Raw genomic sequence first — 17,072 nt, 5'->3', positions numbered from 1 at the left:
TGCGATGGCGATGGTGAATCCAACACCGCTATCGCAGGCAAGCCAGCTCCCACAGGAACCGTGTACAGGCAGGGAATGGGTTGTGAGCCTTAGTTACTTGGCCTTGCCATCAATCCAGTAAGCACCCTGCAGCGGCATGCCGAGGAACTGTTGGTTCATCGCTTCCATGGTCGCCTTGGGATCCAGCTTGGCGAACAATTCCGGATGCACCCACTTGGCCAGCGCTTCAATCGCCAGCAGGTTGTACGGCGAGTTGTAGAAGTCATGCCACAGACCGTGGGAATTGCCCTCACGAATCGCCCGAAGGTTCACAAACTCAGGGCGGGCCAGCACGGCGTCAAACGCGGCACGCGCGTCTTCGTTGCTCACGCCAGCACCCAGAATCAACCCGGGCTTGTGATTGCCGGTGGCCACATACACATCCGGGTCAGCTTTCAGCGCGTACTCGACACTGATATCTCCCAGCGCCCCCGGCACCACGTCGGCGGCGATGTTGCGCCCGCCCACCAGCTTGATCACTTCACCCATGCCGCTCTTGCCAGTGGTGTGCCCCGGTGCCTGCCAGGCGCCGGCGAGCAATTCCAGGAACACGCTCGGGCGCGGCCCGGCCGGCAAGGTGGCGACGGCGTCAGTGATCACCTTGATGTGCTGGTCATAAAAGTCGAGGAACGCCTTGGCCTGGGTTTCCCGGCCCAGGGCCTGACCCAGGGCGGTCATGCTGGCGTGGGTGCCTTGCACCGGGTTGATGCGGAAGTCGACGAACAACACTGCAATGCCCGCCTTGGCCAACACGTCCGCCACCGGGCTGTGTTCAGTCGGGCCATGGCCGGAAATGCTGAACACCGCCAGGTCCGGTTTCAGCGAAAGAATTTCCTCGGCGCTGACGCTTTGCTCCGACGCCTGGCCAATCAGCGGAATGTCTTTTACCGTCGGAAATTTCGCCACGTAGGCGTTATAGGTGTGGGCGTCCAACAGTTTCAAGTCATTCTGCCAGCCGACAATCCGTTGGAATGGCGCGTCCTTGTCCAGCAAGGCAAAGGCCGAAATCAGCCGGCCTTCGCCGAGCACCACGCGCTGCACGTGGTCTGGCACCTCGACCTTGCGGCCCAGCACGTCGGTGACTTCATGGGCGGCGGCGGTTTCGGCGTGGCCGAGGATCAGCACGGCAAACAGCGCGCCCAGCTTGAGGAAGTTGCGGGGTTTCAGCATGGCGAGAATTCCAGGTGAAGGCGGCGCATCAGACATCGCTCCAGCGCCGCAAAAGGTTGTGATAGGCGCCGCTCAGTTGCAGCAACGCGTGGTCGTCGGCGTGTTGCGCGGTGAGGCGTTGAATCGCCACGTCCATGTCCAGCAGCAGTTGGCGCTGGCTGTCTTCGCGCACCAGGCTTTCGATCCAGAAGAAACTGGCGATGCGCTCGCCGCGGGTGACCGGGTTGATCTTGTGCAAACTGCTGCCGGGATAAATCAGCAGGTGCCCGGCGGGCAGCTTCACCGCGTGTTCGCCGAAGGTGTCGCGGATCACCAGTTCGCCGCCGTCGTAGCTGGCCGGATCAGCCAGGAACAAGGTGGCGGAGATGTCGGTGCGCACCCGTTCGCGCACGCCCTTGAGGCCGCGAATCGCATTGTCGATATGCCAGTCGAAGGCCTCGCCGCCGCTGTAGCGGTTGAACAGCGGCGGGTAGATTTTCTTCGGCAGGGCGGCGGACATGAACAGCGCGTTGTCCGACAGCCGCGACAGAATCTGCTCACCCAGGCGAATCGCTACCGGCGCGTCTTCCGACAGCTGCCGGTTGTTTTTCGCCCTGGCCGAGCGTTGCCCGGCGGTGACCTTGCCGTCGACCCACGGTTGATCGAGCAGGGTGGCGACGGCCACCTCGACTTCTTCGGCACTCAACAGGGCCGGGATTTCGATCAGCACGGCTTAAAACTCATAGTCGACGCTGGCGGTGAGCGTGCGCCCGGCGCCCGGGATGCCGTAGAGCTGGAAGCCGTCCAGGGACGCGCCGATCTGGCTGTAGTAGAACTTGTTAAACACGTTGTTCAGGTTGAGGTTGACCGTGGTCTGCTTGCTCACCTTGTATTGCGCAGCCACGTTGTTGAGCCAGTAGCCGGGCGCCTTTTCGTGGTCGCGGGTGTAGATCGCGTACACGCCGGACGGGCCGGTGGCGTAGCTGCTGTTGTTGTTCAGGCCGCCGACGTATTTGTTGTCGCTGTAGCGGCGGCGTCCTACGTATTGCGCGCCGTAACTCAGGCTCAGGTCGTCGGTGACGGCGTAGGTGGTCCACAGGTTGGCGGTCAGGTCGGGAACGTTCTTGGCTTCCTCGCCTTTGTTGGCCCCTTTGGTCTGGGTGCTTTTCAGCGCGGAGAACCCGCTGTACACCGTCCAGCGCGGGCTGATATTGCCTTGCAGGCCCAGTTCCACACCGTCTACGCGCTTGGCGGGGAGGGCGCGTACCGGAGCGCTTTCGCCGTCCTGGTATTCCCAGGAGTTGTCCAGTTCGGTGCGGAAGATCGCGGCGGTGACGTTCAGCAGGTCGTGGGCAATGTCCCACTTGGTGCCGATCTCGTAGGTCTTCGACTTGGCCGGGGTGTAGTTGCTGGTGCTCGCGGCGCCGTAGATCTGGTTGTTGGTCGACGCGCCCAGGGCTGACGGTTGTGCCGCTTCGCTGTAGGACACGTAGATGCTGCCGTTGGGCAACGGCTTGTACACCGCGCCGATCCGGCCGCTCACGGCACCGTCGGTGCTGTCGATGGACGCTTGGCCACGCTGGGTGGTTTTGGCCTGCCAGTTGTCGTAGCGCAGGGAGCCGAGCACTTGCCACTGTTCATTCAGGGTGATGGTGTCACCCAGGTAGAGGCCGGCGTTGTCGATCACCGAGCGTGGCTGGCCTTCACCCTTGGTCACTTCGGTGCTGGCAAAGCTGTGGCTCGGGTCGTTCATGTCGAAGAACAGATCGCCGGCCGGCACTTCGGCGTTGCGTTTCAGGCCGCCGTAGGTCTCGTGATAGAACTCGAGCCCGCTGACCACCGCGTGTTCCAGCCCGCCGATATTGAGCTTGAAGGCGAAGTCGGTCTGGTTGTCGAGGATGGTGTAGCGCGTCGATTGGCCGAAGTCGCTCCCTCGCAAAATACCGTAGGCGGTGTTACCGCTGTTGGCGTATCCCGGGTAGGCATTTACCGTGCTGCCGGGCACTTGGCTGATCGGTCCTACGCCGGTGTAGCCCAAGGTCGCACAGCGCGTGCCGGTGCAGGTTTTTTGGCCATTGCCGTTGGCGGCGAAGAAGCGCGCGGGCGAGAGCACCGCGAAGTTGTCGGTGCGCTCCCACTTGGTCTGGTTCTTCAGGGTCGCTTCGTTCCAGTCGAAATCATGCTCGAAGCGGGTGGTCAGCGAAGTGGTTTTGGTTTGCTGGGTGTACAGGTGCGAGTCGCCATACCAGTTGGAGCGCTTGACTCCCGGCATGCGGTCGCCGTCGGTGCCGCGCTGGATCGGCACACCGCCGTCCGGCGTGTTGTCGTCCTTCTGGTAGAAGGTGTCGATAAACAGGCGGGTGTCGGTGCCCAGGCCGAAGCCGAGGGAGGTCGCGATGCCCCAGCGGTCGTAGTCCACGTCGTCACGCTCGGCCACCTGGTTGTAGTGCTTCATCAGGTTGATGCGCAGGGCGGTGGTGTCATTCAGTTGTTGGTTGAAATCGCCGGTGAGGCGGCGGTAGCTGTCGGTGCCGATGCCGGCCGAGAGTTTGTTGGCATCCCCCAGATGCGCCTCTTTACTCACCAGGTTGACGCTGCCGCCTACCGCGGAAACGCCGGATTCGATCGAGCCGGTGCCCTTGAACACTTCTGCCTGTTGCAGGTTGAAAGTGTCGGTGCGGGTCGATTGGCCGGCATCGCGCACACCGTCGACGGTCAGGCTCTGCTCCGAGGAAAACCCGCGAATCGAAAACAGGTCGCCCCAGCCCAGGTTGCCTTCGCCGGACATGAAGGTGATGCCCGGCACGTTGCGCAACACTTCCTGCAAGGTCTGCGCGTTTTGCTCCTTGAGCACTTGCTGCGGGACGATGGTTACGCTTTGCGGGGCATCAAGCAGCGGCTGGCTGATTTTTGCCGAGGTCACCCGGTCGACTTTAAAGGCGGAAGTGGCTTCACCGTCGATCTTGATTTCCGGCAGGCTCAGCACCGAATCATTCGACGCCGCCACCGGCGCATCGGCCCAGGCGGTGGGAGAAACGCTGCCGGCGGCAAGCAGGCCGAACATCGGCGCAAGGGTAGATTGCAGCGACAGGGCGCGCGGGGTAGGCAATGGCATTCGGAGTGACCTAGGCTAAATTACAATTAATCTCATTTAGATTCGGTAGTCTAAAGACCGATACCGGCCGCCATGCCGTGGCTTTGTAATGTGGATGCGTGATTACCGTTTCCCACAACATTCCATTACATTTGCGCGTACTCCTGGCTGAAGTTTCGGCTATCTCCTGCCTTTTGAGTTTCGGACGAATTGCCCCATGGCCAAGCAAGACCACCTGCTGATCGTTGATGACGACCCGCAAATCCGCCAATTGCTGTGCGACTACCTGAGTGACGCCGGCTTCCAGGTGTCCACCGCCGGCGACGGCAAGGAAATGCGCCGCCGCCTGGCGCTGAATGTCATCGACCTGATCGTCCTCGACCTGATGTTGCCCGGCGAAGACGGCCTGAGTTTGTGCCGCGAATTGCGCGTCAGCTCCAACACGCCGGTGATCATGCTCACCGCCAAGGGCACGCTGATCGACCGGATCGTCGGCCTGGAAATCGGCGCCGACGATTACCTGCCCAAGCCGTTCGACCCGCGGGAGTTGCTGGTGCGGATCAAGGTGGTGCTGCGCCGGGTGCAGAGTTTTCCGGACCGGGCGCGGCTCGATGAAGCACCGAGCATCAGCTTTGCCGGCTGGCAGCTGGACACCCGGGCCCGCCAATTGCTTTCGCCGGAAGGCGTGGTGGTCAGCCTCGGCAACTCCGATTACCGGGTGTTGCGCCTGTTGTTGCAGCATCCCAACCGGCCGCTGAGCCGCGACTTTTTGCTCAACCACGTGTTCGACAAAGACAGCACGCCGTTCGACCGCTCGATTGATGTGTGCGTCAGCCGACTGCGCTCGCAGTTGCCGGCCGGGTTGATCAAGACCGTGCGCAACGAGGGTTACATGCTCACCGCCGACGACGTGGCGCTGCAATCGTGAAACTGCTGCCGCGTTCGCTGTTCGGCCGGCTGGTGCTGATCCTGGTCAGCGGCATGCTCGCGGCCCAGGCCCTGACCAGCAGCATCTGGTACGACATGCGCCACGGCCAGGTGCTGGAAATCCCCAGCCGGCTGATCGCCACGCGGCTGGCGGACGTGGTGCGGCTGGTACACAGCGATCCGGCGCAGGCGGATGTGCTGATCAAGCTGCTCGATACGCCGCGCTTTCGCCTGACCCTGAGTGACCAGGCCAGTGATGTGACAAGCAGCATCAGCGACAGCGACCAGGCCACCGAGCGCTTGCTGAATAAAGTGCTCTCGGAGAAAACCGGCTACACCCAGAACCTGCATCTGTTGAGCCTCAAGCTGCTGGATGCCGAGGGCCAGCATGCCGGGCTGTCGACTCTGCTCCGCTCCAGGCCTGTGGTGGGGCAATTCCTGATTGACCTGCGTTTGCCGGACGGGCGCTGGCTGCAGGTGCAGGCCACCGAGGAACAAGGCTGGACCAGTACTTCGCCGATGGACTTGCTGTTCGATTACGTGATGCGCATTTATCTGCTGCGGGTATTGGTGCTGGTGATCATTGCCCTGGTGGCGGTGCGCCTGGCCATTCGCCCGCTCAACGCCCTGGCCAAGGCTGCCGAAGCCTTGGGCCGGGACATCCAGCGGCCACCGCTGGCCCTCGATGGGCCCACCGAAGTGCGCCGTGCCGCCCAGGCGTTCAACGCCATGCAGCAGCGGCTGATCGCCAATATCGCCGAGCGGACGCGCTTCCTGGCGGCGATTTCCCACGACCTGCGCTCGCCCATTACGCGCCTGCGGTTACGTACGGAAATGCTCGACGACAACCGAACCAAGGAACGTTTTCGCAGCGACCTGGAAGAAATGGAGCACATGGTTTCCAGCACCCTGGACTTCGTCAGCAGCGGCGAAATCAACGAGAAGCGCCAGAACATCGACATCAACGCCTTGCTGCAAAGCTTGCAGGCGGACCTGCAGGACGTGGGCGAGACGGTGACGATAGAAGGGCGGGCCAAACAGCCATTGCCGGGGTATGCCCGCAGTCTCAAGCGTTGCGTGCAGAACCTGCTGGAGAACGCGGTGCGTTATGGCTCCGAGGTGGTGGTGCGGGTAGAAGACAAGGCGGACAGCTTGAAGATTTTCATCAGCGACCGTGGGCCGGGGATTCCCCAGGAACAACTGGAACAGGTGATGGAGCCGTTTTACCGGGTGGAAGGCTCACGCAATGTGGAAACCGGTGGTTACGGGCTGGGGTTGAGTATCGCGCATACGATCGCCAGTGCCCATAACGGGCGGTTGAGCTTGAGCAATCGGGAGGGTGGGGGGTTGGAAGTGGTGTTGGAGTTTCAGCGCAAATCCTGGCCTTGAAATACAGGCTAAATGTGGGAGCGGGCTTGCTCGCGAAAGCGGTGTATCAGTAACAGAGAGGTTGACTGACACTGCGCTTTCGCGAGCAAGCCCGCTCCCACATTTGGATGTGCAGTGTTTCGAGAATCGGGTTTCTTAACTCAAGCCCCGTGGCACTTCTTGAATTTCTTCTCGCTGCCGCACGGGCAAGGATCGTTACGACCCACGTCCTTCAACGTATTGCGCACCGGCTCCTGGTGAGCGTGGCCGCAGTTCGGGCCGTGGACATGGCCGTGGTCGTGATCATGATGATCGTGATCGTGATCGTGGTTGCAGTCGGGACCATGGACATGGGGTTGCTGAGTCATCGATGTCGCTCCGGAATAAAATCGCCGGGGATTATCTCGCCATTGCGCAACACCTGCACGTCGTTCCCGATAAATAAACCGGTTTTCAACTCGCCTTCAAGACGATAGGGCACGGGATCGCGCGGATTTTTCAGCATGTCGACCACATCGCGGATCTGCGGCCACAGGTTGGTGCGCACCGATACCCGGAAAAAAGCGTGGCTGTGGGGTGGCACGGTCAGCCATTCGTTGGACTCGCCTTCGGTCAGCACCATCGTGCCGAGGCTGACCTTGTAAACCAGGCCGCGTACGGTCAGGTCGTTGTCGTCACGGTTATCCACGCGGAAATACAGCTTGAACTTCTGCTCCAGCAACTTGACCCGCACGGGGTCGACCTTGACCAGACGCACCTCGGGGGCGGGCGTATCGTCGGCGAACCACGACGCGCAGCCGGAGAGCCCCAGCATCAATGCCAGCAGAAGGCTGTAAGTCCTGAATACCCGCGCCTGAGAAACCATGCCGTTACTCCGTGTGAAGAGTCAGCATAGCAAGCGAGAGCCTGTCGGGTATCAATGAATGTCAGAGGTAGCCGGAACAGCACTTCTTGAATTTCTGCCCGCTGCCACACACGCAGGCGTCATTACGCCCGGCCTTCACGTCCACCGTCGGGTCGATAAAGTACCAGTGCTCATTGTTTTGTACGAAAGATGAGCGCTCGCGGTGGCTGTGTTCGCCGGTGCTGTCATGCCAGCGAGCGGTAAAGGTCACGAAGGCGTGTTCCGGCTGGCCGCCGAACACCTCGGAGCTTTCCACTGAAAGGCCCAGCCAGGTGCTTTGGGCGCTCCAGGCGCCGATGGCGGTGGTGTCCAGCCCGGCTTGCTGCGCAGGCAGGGTGGTTGCCACCAGGTAGTCCACCAGGCCCAGCACATAGGCGCTGTAGCGCGAACGCATCAACGCTTCGGCGCAGGGGGCCGGGTGGCCGGCGTGATAATGACCGCAGCAGGCATCCAGCAGGTTGCCGCTGCCGCAGGGGCAAATGGATGTACTCATCGGGTTACCACCAATACTTTCCAAAGTTTTGCGGGTTGGCCCAGAAGCGGGCGTTCAGCCAATCCGGCACCTGTTTATAGTCAAGCAGATCATAGGTAAACAGCGTCAAAACCTGACCGTCGCGCTGGAAGCGTTCGCTGGCTTGCAGGGCCAGGGAGAAGAAGTCGGTGTCTTTCCAGTGGCAGGCGGCCAGGTCCACCAGCACCGCAATGCGGCTGGCATTGAGGTTGCGAATGCCCCCCAGCAAGGTCAGGCCCGCAGGTTTTGACAGGTGTTCCAGGCAACCGACCGCCAGTGCCAGGTCAAAACGCTGGGCCGCGAGGTCGGTGGGCAAGGGGCCGGGCTCGGCGAAGGACACCACGGTATCCGGGTGTGCTTCCTTAAAGGCATCCAGCGCCGGGAACTGGCTGGCGCCCAATAACAGCAGGCGTTTGGGCGCGTGAAGATCAAGCAGCGCAGCGAGCGCTTGCTGGGGTGTACGGGAAGAAATACCGGCAGTCATCGAAGATCCTCACATCAGGACCGTAGAGACTAGCCTGCCTGAGCGTGCGGGCCTAGAGCGGGCGGCGAGAATAAACCGCTCGGCCCAATGAATACTGGGGTGTGACACGCTGGCGCAGATGAAAAGAGCCGTCTTTACTCCACTCGTCGGCCCCCGCCGATCCCCTCAGGAGAAAGTCAGATGAGCATCATGCGGACAGCTCTACCCTTGGTTCTGCTAACCGGAGTATTGACAGGTTGCGCAGGCTTGCAAAAAACCGACTGGCCCACCTGTGCCGCCGTCGGCGGTGTGACCGGTGCTGCCATTGGTGCGACCCAAAGCTCGTCCTATGCAGGCTACGGCGCACTGCTGATTGGCGGCATGGCTGGCGCCTATTGCTGGGTGCATGGCGACGGTGACGAGGACGGCGATGGCGTACCGGACAGTCGCGACAAGTGCCCTGGCACGCCAAAAGGCGTGCAGGTGGACGCCAATGGCTGCCCTCCGGTGCCGGTAGCGGTGGTTCAAGAGGAAGTGGTGGTGGTCAAGGAAGAAACCATCGTGATTCGTGACGTGCACTTCGAGTTCGACTCCGCGAAGCTCACGGCTGCCGACAAAACCAAGCTCGACGTGATTGCCACCCGCCTGAAAAAAGAGGCCCCGAGTGCGCAGCTGCGCGTCAGCGGGCATACCGACAGTGTCGGTAAAGATGCCTACAACCAGAAACTCTCTGAACGACGCGCTCATTCGGTGACCGACTACCTGGTCAGTTCCGGCATCCCGCGCAGCAGTTTTGTCTCCGTGACCGGCGCCGGCGAAAGCCACCCCGTAGCCGATAACAAAACCGCTGATGGCCGCGCGCTGAACCGCCGCGTGGAAATTCAGATCAACCGCTGACCCCGCCTCAAGGCCCCTGCGGAATCCCCAGGGGCCCCTTCATCAATTTTTTAATCCTTCACTGGCACAACGCCTGTAGAAGTCGTTACTGTGCGCCCAAAGAATAATGTGCAAGGGGAGCGTGCGGGATGAAGGTGTTTTGGGGGCTGGGTAAATTCTTGACGTTGCTGTTCTGGGTCGTGGTGGTGGTCAACCTGATCACACCGCTGATCAACCCGTTCCACCTGTTGGTCAACCTGGCCGGCAGCCTGTTGTTGCTGACCCATGTTCTGGAACTGCTGTTGTTCAACGGCAGTGTGAAAACCCGTGCCCATCCCTGGCGTGACCGCTTGCAGATCCTGCTGGTGGGTATGTTCCATGTGCAGAGCTTTTCGACGCCGACACCGGCTAATGATGTAAACAAGGAGGCCAATCATGCGTAAGGTTTTTCTGTTGGCCCTGCTGGTCAGCCCCATTGCCCTGGCCCAGAGCGTCAGCGTCGAGACCAACTCGTTGATGCGCCTGCCCAACAGCAGTGGTGTGTTGCAACTGGAGCGACTGGACGTGGCGGATTACGGCACCTTGCTGATTCCCGCCAATATCACCCAGGTGACCGTGGATGAACTGCACCTGGGCCGCGACGCGCGAATCGCCATCGTGCCCGGTAGCACCACGTTGCAACTGCAGGTGCGTCAGGCGCAGCTGGAGCAGGGCAGCCAGATCACCTCACGCGGCGCTCCCGGTACCCATGAGCGCCCGGCCAAGGCGGGGCGTGACCTGGTGTTGCGGATTAACTCGCTGACGGCCGATGAGCTGTCGGTGGATGCCCGCGGTGGCGCGGGTGCCCAGGGTTATGCCGGGCTGGATGGTGCCAACGGCGAAGACCCTGGCTGCACCTGGGGTTCGGCCGGGCGCGGTGCCAATGGCGACAACGGCGGCGACGGGCTGCCGGGCGCGGCGGGCGCGCAGGTCCGTGTGGAATTGCCGCAGGACTTCCCGGGCGAGAAGATCAAGGTCTGGGTGGACGGCGGAGCCGGCGGTTTGGCGGGCACGGCGGGCAAGCCGGGTAAAGGCGGGCAGTCCAAGGGGTGCCTGGTGTACCGCGCGGATGGCGGCGAAAAGGGCCGGGCCGGGTTGGAAGGGCAGCCGGGGCCAGCGGGGCCTGCGGGTGCTGTGACCATTCAGAGGCTCTGAGGCGACTGGCCTGACGCTTTCGCGAGCAAGCCCGCTCCCACATTTGAAACGCATTCCAAATGTGGGAGCGGGCTTGCTCGCGAAAGCGGTCTACTAGGCGCTTCAGAACATCGGCCGTGCCGAAGCAATCGCCACCAGCACCAACCCCACTATCAAGTTGATCCCCACCAATTTACGAATCTGCCCCAAGGCCGCAGCCCCGGCCGGCCAATCCTCAGCCGCCACCGCCACGCGCAGCTCCGGCAACTTCAGCGCCTGAATCCGGATAAACAGCGCCGTCATCACCACATATAGCCCCATCATGACCTGTACATAACGCGGCGCGGTCTCAAACCCGCTGAAGCGCAGTTGCAGCAGGCCGACACCGCTGATCGGCAACACCAGCACCGCCACCCAGACCCACACGAAAAAACGTTGAAACACATTTACCCAGAGTTTCAGCCGGGCCGGCCCGTCCAGCGCGGCCATGGCGGCGGGGCGCAGGATCATCCAGGCGAAAAACATACCGCCGACCCAGATCAGGGCGGCCAGTACATGCAGGGTGTAAGCGAAGCTAAAGACGGTCATTGGGGTACTCCGTTCTGCGCGGGATTAATTAGCGGGGTATGATAGCGGCCGATCCGAACCACTGAAAATTTATCCAGCGTTTTTTGCGCCCGACTATCCATGATCAGCACTGAACTCAAAACCACGATCCAGGGCGCCTACTCGCGTTTTCTCGAAGCCAAGAGCTTGAAGCCGCGGTACGGCCAGCGCCTGATGATCGCCGAAGTCGCCAAGGTCCTCGGGGATATCGACACCGACGACGAAGGTCGGCGCAGTGGCGACCCCGCCGTGGTGGCCGTCGAGGCCGGCACCGGTACCGGTAAAACCGTGGCCTACAGCCTGGCGGCGATCCCCACCGCCAAGGCCGCCGGCAAGCGCCTGGTGATTGCCACCGCTACCGTCGCCCTGCAAGAGCAGATTGTCTACAAAGACCTGCCCGACCTGATGCGCAACAGCGGCCTGAATTTCACCTTCGCCCTGGCCAAGGGCCGTGGGCGCTATATGTGCCTGTCCAAGCTCGACGTGCTGTTGCAGGAAGGCCACGCGCAAACCGCCACTGCCTCGCTGTTCGAAGAAGAAGGCTTCAAGATCGAAGTCGATGAGGTCAGTCAGAAGCTGTTTACCAGCATGATCGAGAAACTGGCGGGCAATAAATGGGACGGCGACCGCGACAGCTGGCCCAATGCCCTGGAAGACGCCGACTGGGCACGGCTGACCACCGATCACAGCCAGTGCACCAACCGTCATTGCCCCAACTTCGGCCAGTGCGCCTTCTACAAGGCCCGGGAGGGCATGGGCAAGGTCGACGTTATTGTCACCAACCATGACATGGTCCTCGCCGACCTGGCCCTGGGGGGCGGCGCCGTGTTGCCCGACCCGCGCGACACACTCTACGTGTTCGACGAAGGCCATCACCTGCCCGACAAGGCCATCGGCCACTTTGCTCACTATACGCGGCTGCGCTCCACCGCCGACTGGCTGGAAACCACGGCCAAGAACCTCACCAAGTTGCTCGCCCAGCACCCGCTGCCGGGCGACCTGGGCAAGTTGATCGAGCAGGTGCCGGAGCTGGCGCGGGAGATCAAGACCCAGCAGCAATTCATGTTCAGCGCCTGCGAGCAGGTGGCAGACTTCAAGCCCGGCGAAGACGTGGAAGGCCGCGAACGGCCGCGCCATCGTTTCGTTGGCGGGCTGATCCCCGAGCACATGCGCGAAATGGGCGTCGAGCTGAAAAAGGGCTTTTCGCGCCTGACCGACTTGTTCACCCGTCTCACCGATTTGCTCAAGGAAGGCATGGATGGCGAGGTCAATATCGGCATCGCCAGCAATCAGGCTGAAGAATGGTACCCGCTGTTTGGCAGCCTGCTGTCCCGTTCCCAGGGCAACTGGGAGTTGTGGACCGCCTTTACCGTCGAAGACCCGGAAGACAACCCGCCCATGGCCCGTTGGCTGACCCTGTCGGAAAGCGGTGCGCTGTTCGATATCGAGGTCAACGCCAGCCCGATCCTGGCGGCGGAAATGCTCCGACGCAATCTGTGGAACGTGGCCTACGGTGCCTTGGTCACCTCGGCTACGCTGACGGCCCTGGGCACCTTCGACCGCTTCCGCATGCGCGCCGGGCTGCCGAAGAAGGCCGTCACCGCCGTGGTGCCCAGCCCGTTCCATCACGCCGACGCCGGTGTGCTGCGGGTACCGGACCTCAAGGCCGACCCACGGGATGCGCCGGCCCATACGGCGGCGATCATTCGTGACCTGCCATCATTGGTGGAGGGCTCACGGGGCACGCTGGTGTTGTTCTCGTCCCGCAAACAGATGCAGGACGTGTTCGACGGCCTCGACCGTGACTGGCGCAAACAGGTGTTTATCCAGGGCAACCTGTCGAAACAGGAAACCCTGAACAAGCACAAGGCGCGGGTGGATGGCGGCGATTCCAGCGTGCTGTTCGGCCTCGCGAGTTTCGCCGAGGGTGTGGATTTGCCCGGTGCCTACTGCGAACACGTGGTGATCGCCAAGATCCCGTTCTCGGTGCCGGATGATCCGGTGGAAGCCGCGTTGGCCGAATGGATCGAAGCCCGGGGCGGCAATCCGTTCATGGAGATCTCGGTGCCGGACGCTTCCTTGAAACTGGTCCAGGCCTGCGGCCGCCTGCTGCGTACCGAAGAAGATCGCGGCACCATCACCTTGCTTGACCGGCGTCTGGTTACCCAGCGCTATGGGAAAGCTATCCTGAATGCTTTACCGCCGTTTCGGCGGGAAATTTCTTAAGGCCCAGTGGGCGAATTCGCCCACTTTGTGGTCTATCTCACCATCGCTTCACGTCATCAGGCCAGTCACCGGCCGTTTGGGAGAACCTTGTTCACATGATTCGCACGCTGCCCGCTGTTTTTGCCCTGTTGTTTGCCGCGCCATTGCTGGCTGCGCCTGCCGGGCAACAAACCTTGTTCAACTTTGTACGGCCCGCCGATGTGGTCAAGGTGGCGACCCAGGACGCCAGCCTGCCGCAATACAACGCCGAACAAACCGCTGAAGGCGAAGTGCTGCGCCGTATCACCTTCAACCCGGCGGCCGAACCGAGCCTGGTGCTCAGCCCGCAGACCGGCGCCTGGGACTGGTCGCAATCCGGTGCCATGAGCCTGCGGATTCAAAGTGCGATGGACTGGGCGCTGACCCTGTACGTCAAGGTGCAGAGCAATGACGGCCGGACGCTGTTCAGCCGTATCGACCTGCCAGCCGGTCCCGCGCAAACGCTGTTGATTCCGCTGCAAGCCAACTCGCCCCTGAGCCAGGGGATGAAGGCCGGCCCGCCGATGCCGATCACCGTCGATGGCCAGCGCGTGCTGCTGGCCAGCAGCGAAGGGGAGATCGACCGCAGCCAGATCGTGTCGGTGACCCTGTCGATGATCAAGCCGAACGTTGCCCAAAGCATCTTGCTCGAACGCTTTGGCGTGCAGGACATCGCGCCGGTACTCAAGGCTACCTACAGCGATCTGGTGGACGCCTATGGGCAGTCCACCCGCGCCCGGTGGCCGGAGAAAGTCAGCAGCGACGAGCAGTTGAGGGCCGCAGCGGTCAAGGAACAGCAACAGCTCAAGGGCTGGCTGGCCGAGCGCGACAAGGCCTCCCTGGACAAATTCGGCGGCTGGAACAAGGGCCCGGCCTTTGACGCCAGCGGCTTCTTCCGCACCGAGAAGCGCGACGGGCGCTGGTACCTGGTGACACCGGAAGGCCATCCGTTCTACTCCCTGGGCGTCAATACCGTCGCCCCGGACAACAGCCAGACCTACGTGGCGGGCCGCGAATGGATGTTTGCCGCGCTGCCCAAGGCCGGCGAGCCTTTCGACAAATACTACGGCAGCGGTGACAGCCGCAGCGGCAATGGTGCCGATCAGGGGCGCAGCTTTAATGTCGGCCGCTGGTACGACTTCTATGGCGCCAACCTGCAGCGTACCTATGGCCAGCCGTGCGTGCCGCCGGCACCTTGTGCTCCGGAAGGTTTCGACCAGAAACGCTGGGTCAGCCACACCCTCGACCGCCTGCGGGCCTGGGGTTTCAATACTGTCGGCAACTGGAGTGCGCCGCAGCTGGCGACCGCCGACCGCGTGCCTTACACCTTGCCACTGTCGATCGTCGGTGATTACGCGAGCATCAGCACCGGCACCGATTGGTGGGGCGGCATGCCCGACCCGTTCGACCCGCGCTTCGCCATGGCCACCGAGCGTGCGGTGGCAATTGCCGCCCGTGACCATCGCGACGACCCGTGGCTGATCGGCTTCTTTGCCGACAACGAACTGGCCTGGGCCGGTCCCGGTGATGATGCGAAATCCCGCTACGCCCTGGCCTACGGCACCCTGCGCATGACCACCGACGTGCCGGCCAAGCGCGCGTTTCTCAAGCAATTGCGCGACAAGTACCGCAATCAGGAGGGGCTTTCCAGGGCCTGGGGCATCGAGCTGCCCGCCTGGGAACTGATGGAAGACCCGGGCTTTGTGCCGCCAATGCCAAGCCCGGAGCACCCGGAAATCGAAGCGGACTTCAAGTACTTCCAGAAGACCTTTGCCGACGCCTACTTCAAGACCATCTCCGATGCATTGAAATGGCATGCGCCCAACCAGCTGTTGCTGGGTGGCCGATACGCGGTCAGCACGCCGGAAGCGGTGGCGTCCTGCGCGCAATATTGCGATGTGCTGAGCTTCAACATGTACACCCTCAAGCCTCAGGACGGCTACGACTTCGCGGCCCTGCGGACGTTGGACAAGCCGGTGCTGATCACCGAATTCAACTTCGGCTCGGCGGACCGCGGCCCGTTCTGGGGCGGCGTGACGCAGTTGGCCCGGGAAGAGGATCGTGGGGTTGCCTACGCCAACTTCCTGAAGCAGGCCATGGCCGAGCCGTCGATCGTCGGCGTGCATTGGTTCCAGTACCTGGACCAGCCGGTTACCGGCCGTTTGCTTGACGGCGAAAACGGCCACTTCGGCCTGGTCGGCATCACCGATGTGCCGTTCCAGGGGTTTGTCGACAGTGTGCGCAAAAGTAACCTGGCTGCCGTCGATCAGCTGGGCAAGGAGGCCGAAAAGGCCAAGGCTGCCGCAGCGGTCCACGCCGGTGAGGGCGGCAAGCCCGGGCGTGAAGGCAATGCAGCCGCGCCGGGTGCAGAGCATTCCGGCGGGCATTCCGGCAAAGGTCATTGATGGGGGCTGATCGACGAGAGCGGGTTCACAAATCGCTCAATGGCTGGAACAATGTCGGCCACTTACTGTAGTACTTTTCCAAGGGGGCTTAGGTGCAGATTCAGGGTCATTACGAGCTTCAATTCGAAGCGGTGCGTGAAGCCTTCGCCGCGCTGTTCGACGACCCTCAGGAACGTGGTGCCGCGCTGTGCATCCAGATTGGCGGCGAAACCGTCGTCGACTTGTGGGCCGGTACCGCCGACAAGGACGGTGCCGAGGCCTGGCACAGCGACACCATTGCCAATCTGTTCTCCTGCACCAAGACCTTTACGGCCGTCACGGCGCTGCAACTGGTGGCCGAAGGCAAGTTGCAGCTGGATGCGCCGGTCGCCAAGTACTGGCCGGAGTTTGCTGCCGCGGGCAAGGAAGCCATCACCCTGCGCCATCTGCTCTGTCACCAGGCCGGGTTGCCGGCCCTGCGTGAAACGCTGCCCGCCGAAGCCCTGTACGACTGGCAGATGATGGTCGACGCCCTCGCCGCCGAAGCGCCATGGTGGAAGCTCGGGGAAGGGCACGGTTATGCGGCGATTACCTATGGTTGGCTGGTGGGCGAGTTGCTGCGCCGCGCCGACGGTCGTGGGCCGGGCGAGTCCATCGTGGCCCGGGTTGCACGGCCACTGGGCCTGGATTTTCATGTGGGGTTGGCAGATGAAGAGTTTTATCGAGTTGCCCATATAGCCCGAGGCAAGGGCAATGTTGGCGATGAGGCGGCACAACGTTTACTTCAAGTAACGATGCGCGAGCCGACGGCGATGACTACCCGTGCATTTACCAATCCACCGTCTATTCTGACCAGCACTAATAAACCCGAATGGCGGCGTATGCAGCAGCCAGCGGCAAATGGTCACGGTAATGCGCGAAGTCTGGCGGGTTTTTATAGTGGGCTGCTCGACGGTAGTTTGCTGGAAGCCGATATGCTCGAAGAGTTGACCCGCGAACACAGTATCGGCCCGGATAAAACCTTATTGACACAAACCCGGTTCGGGCTGGGTTGCATGTTGGATCAACCGCACGTGCCAAACGCCACGTTCGGCCTTGGCCCACGGGCCTTTGGGCATCCCGGGGCCGGTGGTTCGGTGGGGTTTGCCGATCCGGAACATGATGTAGCCTTTGGTTTCGTGACCAATACATTGGGCCCCTATGTACTTATGGACCCGCGGGCGCAAAAGTTGGTAAGAATATTGGCCGGTTGTCTGTAAATAGCTTGCTGTCTTGCGTTTTTTTGTTACAAAGGCACATACAAAAAGACGCTAGGCAAAATGTTGTAACTTTAA

16 protein-coding genes are annotated in these 17,072 nt (G+C 61.9%); 8 read left to right on the top strand and 8 right to left on the bottom strand.

All coding sequences use genetic code 11. The features are described 5' to 3' along the window. Positions 1-93 precede the first annotated feature (93 nt). Genes HX814_RS24305 through HX814_RS24295 form a run of 3 tightly spaced genes read right to left on the bottom strand, consistent with a single transcriptional unit; the run spans position 94 to position 4,303 of the window. Positions 94-1,209 (bottom strand): ABC transporter substrate-binding protein, encoded by a 1,116-nt coding sequence (locus HX814_RS24305; protein ID WP_102606220.1) that lies wholly within the window; start codon positions 1,207-1,209, stop codon positions 94-96. Positions 1,210-1,237: 28 nt separating this feature from the next. Then, positions 1,238-1,918: a Fe2+-dependent dioxygenase gene (locus HX814_RS24300; RefSeq protein ID WP_177009884.1), complete on the bottom strand. Its 681-nt coding sequence runs from the start codon at positions 1,916-1,918 to the stop codon at positions 1,238-1,240. A 3-nt stretch (positions 1,919-1,921) separates the two neighbouring features. Continuing rightward, positions 1,922-4,303 (bottom strand): TonB-dependent siderophore receptor, encoded by a 2,382-nt coding sequence (locus tag HX814_RS24295; protein ID WP_177009885.1) that lies wholly within the window; start codon positions 4,301-4,303, stop codon positions 1,922-1,924. A 196-nt stretch (positions 4,304-4,499) separates the two neighbouring features. On the opposite strand from HX814_RS24295, the gene HX814_RS24290 reads away from it, so the two are divergent. Beyond that, positions 4,500-5,210, top strand: a complete 711-nt coding sequence (locus HX814_RS24290) for a response regulator (protein WP_003213692.1) — start codon at positions 4,500-4,502, stop codon at positions 5,208-5,210. Further along, positions 5,207-6,598 carry an ATP-binding protein gene (locus HX814_RS24285; protein WP_177009886.1) on the top strand — a complete coding sequence of 464 codons (1,392 nt, stop codon included), beginning with the start codon at positions 5,207-5,209 and terminating at the stop codon, positions 6,596-6,598. Before HX814_RS24290 ends, HX814_RS24285 begins: the two co-directional genes overlap by 4 nt. Positions 6,599-6,738: 140 nt before the next feature. On the opposite strand, the gene HX814_RS24280 is transcribed toward HX814_RS24285, so the two are convergent. The 4 genes from HX814_RS24280 to HX814_RS24265 all read right to left on the bottom strand — a co-directional run bounded on the left by HX814_RS24280 (position 6,739) and on the right by HX814_RS24265 (position 8,476). Then, complete coding sequence (locus tag HX814_RS24280) at positions 6,739-6,945, bottom strand: SEC-C metal-binding domain-containing protein (RefSeq protein WP_177009887.1); 207 nt, start codon at positions 6,943-6,945, stop codon at positions 6,739-6,741. Further along, a complete protein-coding gene (locus HX814_RS24275; protein ID WP_003213697.1) occupies positions 6,942-7,442 on the bottom strand; it encodes an LEA type 2 family protein in 501 nt (166 codons plus the stop codon). The genes HX814_RS24280 and HX814_RS24275 overlap by 4 nt, the downstream gene beginning before the upstream one ends. A gap of 61 nt (positions 7,443-7,503) precedes the next feature. Next, the gene (locus tag HX814_RS24270; protein ID WP_177009888.1) at positions 7,504-7,974 is read right to left on the bottom strand and encodes a YchJ family protein; all 471 of its coding nucleotides are present in this window, start codon (positions 7,972-7,974) and stop codon (positions 7,504-7,506) included. 4 nt (positions 7,975-7,978) lie between these two features. After that, the gene (locus HX814_RS24265) at positions 7,979-8,476 is read right to left on the bottom strand and encodes a DUF6231 family protein (protein ID WP_003213701.1); all 498 of its coding nucleotides are present in this window, start codon (positions 8,474-8,476) and stop codon (positions 7,979-7,981) included. A gap of 180 nt (positions 8,477-8,656) precedes the next feature. On the opposite strand from HX814_RS24265, the gene HX814_RS24260 reads away from it, so the two are divergent. The 3 genes from HX814_RS24260 (at position 8,657) to HX814_RS24250 (ending at position 10,525) form a co-directional block, all read left to right on the top strand. Further along, a complete protein-coding gene (locus tag HX814_RS24260) occupies positions 8,657-9,352 on the top strand; it encodes an OmpA family protein (RefSeq protein ID WP_008432103.1) in 696 nt (231 codons plus the stop codon). 128 nt (positions 9,353-9,480) lie between these two features. Next, on the top strand, positions 9,481-9,774 hold the full coding sequence (locus tag HX814_RS24255; RefSeq protein WP_087694264.1) for a DUF1145 domain-containing protein: 294 nt from the start codon (positions 9,481-9,483) through the stop codon (positions 9,772-9,774). Further along, the gene (locus HX814_RS24250) at positions 9,767-10,525 is read left to right on the top strand and encodes a hypothetical protein (protein WP_003213707.1); all 759 of its coding nucleotides are present in this window, start codon (positions 9,767-9,769) and stop codon (positions 10,523-10,525) included. Before HX814_RS24255 ends, HX814_RS24250 begins: the two co-directional genes overlap by 8 nt. Before the next feature lie 102 nt (positions 10,526-10,627). Here the strand turns inward: HX814_RS24250 and HX814_RS24245 are convergent, their stop codons facing one another. Further along, positions 10,628-11,092 carry a CopD family protein gene (locus HX814_RS24245; RefSeq protein ID WP_003213709.1) on the bottom strand — a complete coding sequence of 155 codons (465 nt, stop codon included), beginning with the start codon at positions 11,090-11,092 and terminating at the stop codon, positions 10,628-10,630. Positions 11,093-11,191: 99 nt separating this feature from the next. Here HX814_RS24245 and dinG point away from each other — a divergent pair, with 99 nt between their 5' ends. The 3 genes from dinG (at position 11,192) to HX814_RS24230 (ending at position 16,997) form a co-directional block, all read left to right on the top strand. Continuing rightward, a complete protein-coding gene (dinG, locus tag HX814_RS24240) occupies positions 11,192-13,336 on the top strand; it encodes an ATP-dependent DNA helicase DinG (protein WP_008432096.1) in 2,145 nt (714 codons plus the stop codon). Between the two features lie 95 nt (positions 13,337-13,431). Beyond that, positions 13,432-15,759 (top strand): beta-galactosidase, encoded by a 2,328-nt coding sequence (locus tag HX814_RS24235; RefSeq protein ID WP_008432094.1) that lies wholly within the window; start codon positions 13,432-13,434, stop codon positions 15,757-15,759. A 92-nt stretch (positions 15,760-15,851) separates the two neighbouring features. Further along, positions 15,852-16,997 (top strand): EstA family serine hydrolase, encoded by a 1,146-nt coding sequence (locus HX814_RS24230; RefSeq protein WP_003211696.1) that lies wholly within the window; start codon positions 15,852-15,854, stop codon positions 16,995-16,997. Positions 16,998-17,072: the final 75 nt, after the last annotated feature.

The organism is Pseudomonas sp. C8002 (genome assembly GCF_013385765.1).
Classification (GTDB): domain Bacteria; phylum Pseudomonadota; class Gammaproteobacteria; order Pseudomonadales; family Pseudomonadaceae; genus Aquipseudomonas.
This window is presented reverse-complemented; position numbering and strand designations above follow the sequence as displayed.

Excerpts from the sequence above, each read along its gene's own strand:
- HX814_RS24305 (WP_102606220.1), bottom strand. The coding sequence starts at position 1,209 with ATGCTGAAACCCCGCAACTTCCTCAAGCTGGGCGCGCTGTTTGCCGTG.
- HX814_RS24295 (WP_177009885.1), bottom strand. The coding sequence starts at position 4,303 with ATGCCATTGCCTACCCCGCGCGCCCTGTCGCTGCAATCTACCCTTGCG.
- HX814_RS24290 (WP_003213692.1), top strand. The coding sequence starts at position 4,500 with ATGGCCAAGCAAGACCACCTGCTGATCGTTGATGACGACCCGCAAATC.
- HX814_RS24280 (WP_177009887.1), bottom strand. The coding sequence starts at position 6,945 with ATGACTCAGCAACCCCATGTCCATGGTCCCGACTGCAACCACGATCAC.
- HX814_RS24275 (WP_003213697.1), bottom strand. The coding sequence starts at position 7,442 with ATGGTTTCTCAGGCGCGGGTATTCAGGACTTACAGCCTTCTGCTGGCA.
- HX814_RS24270 (WP_177009888.1), bottom strand. The coding sequence starts at position 7,974 with ATGAGTACATCCATTTGCCCCTGCGGCAGCGGCAACCTGCTGGATGCC.
- HX814_RS24265 (WP_003213701.1), bottom strand. The coding sequence starts at position 8,476 with ATGACTGCCGGTATTTCTTCCCGTACACCCCAGCAAGCGCTCGCTGCG.
- HX814_RS24260 (WP_008432103.1), top strand. The coding sequence starts at position 8,657 with ATGAGCATCATGCGGACAGCTCTACCCTTGGTTCTGCTAACCGGAGTA.
- HX814_RS24255 (WP_087694264.1), top strand. The coding sequence starts at position 9,481 with ATGAAGGTGTTTTGGGGGCTGGGTAAATTCTTGACGTTGCTGTTCTGG.
- HX814_RS24250 (WP_003213707.1), top strand. The coding sequence starts at position 9,767 with ATGCGTAAGGTTTTTCTGTTGGCCCTGCTGGTCAGCCCCATTGCCCTG.
- HX814_RS24245 (WP_003213709.1), bottom strand. The coding sequence starts at position 11,092 with ATGACCGTCTTTAGCTTCGCTTACACCCTGCATGTACTGGCCGCCCTG.
- dinG (WP_008432096.1), top strand. The coding sequence starts at position 11,192 with ATGATCAGCACTGAACTCAAAACCACGATCCAGGGCGCCTACTCGCGT.
- HX814_RS24235 (WP_008432094.1), top strand. The coding sequence starts at position 13,432 with ATGATTCGCACGCTGCCCGCTGTTTTTGCCCTGTTGTTTGCCGCGCCA.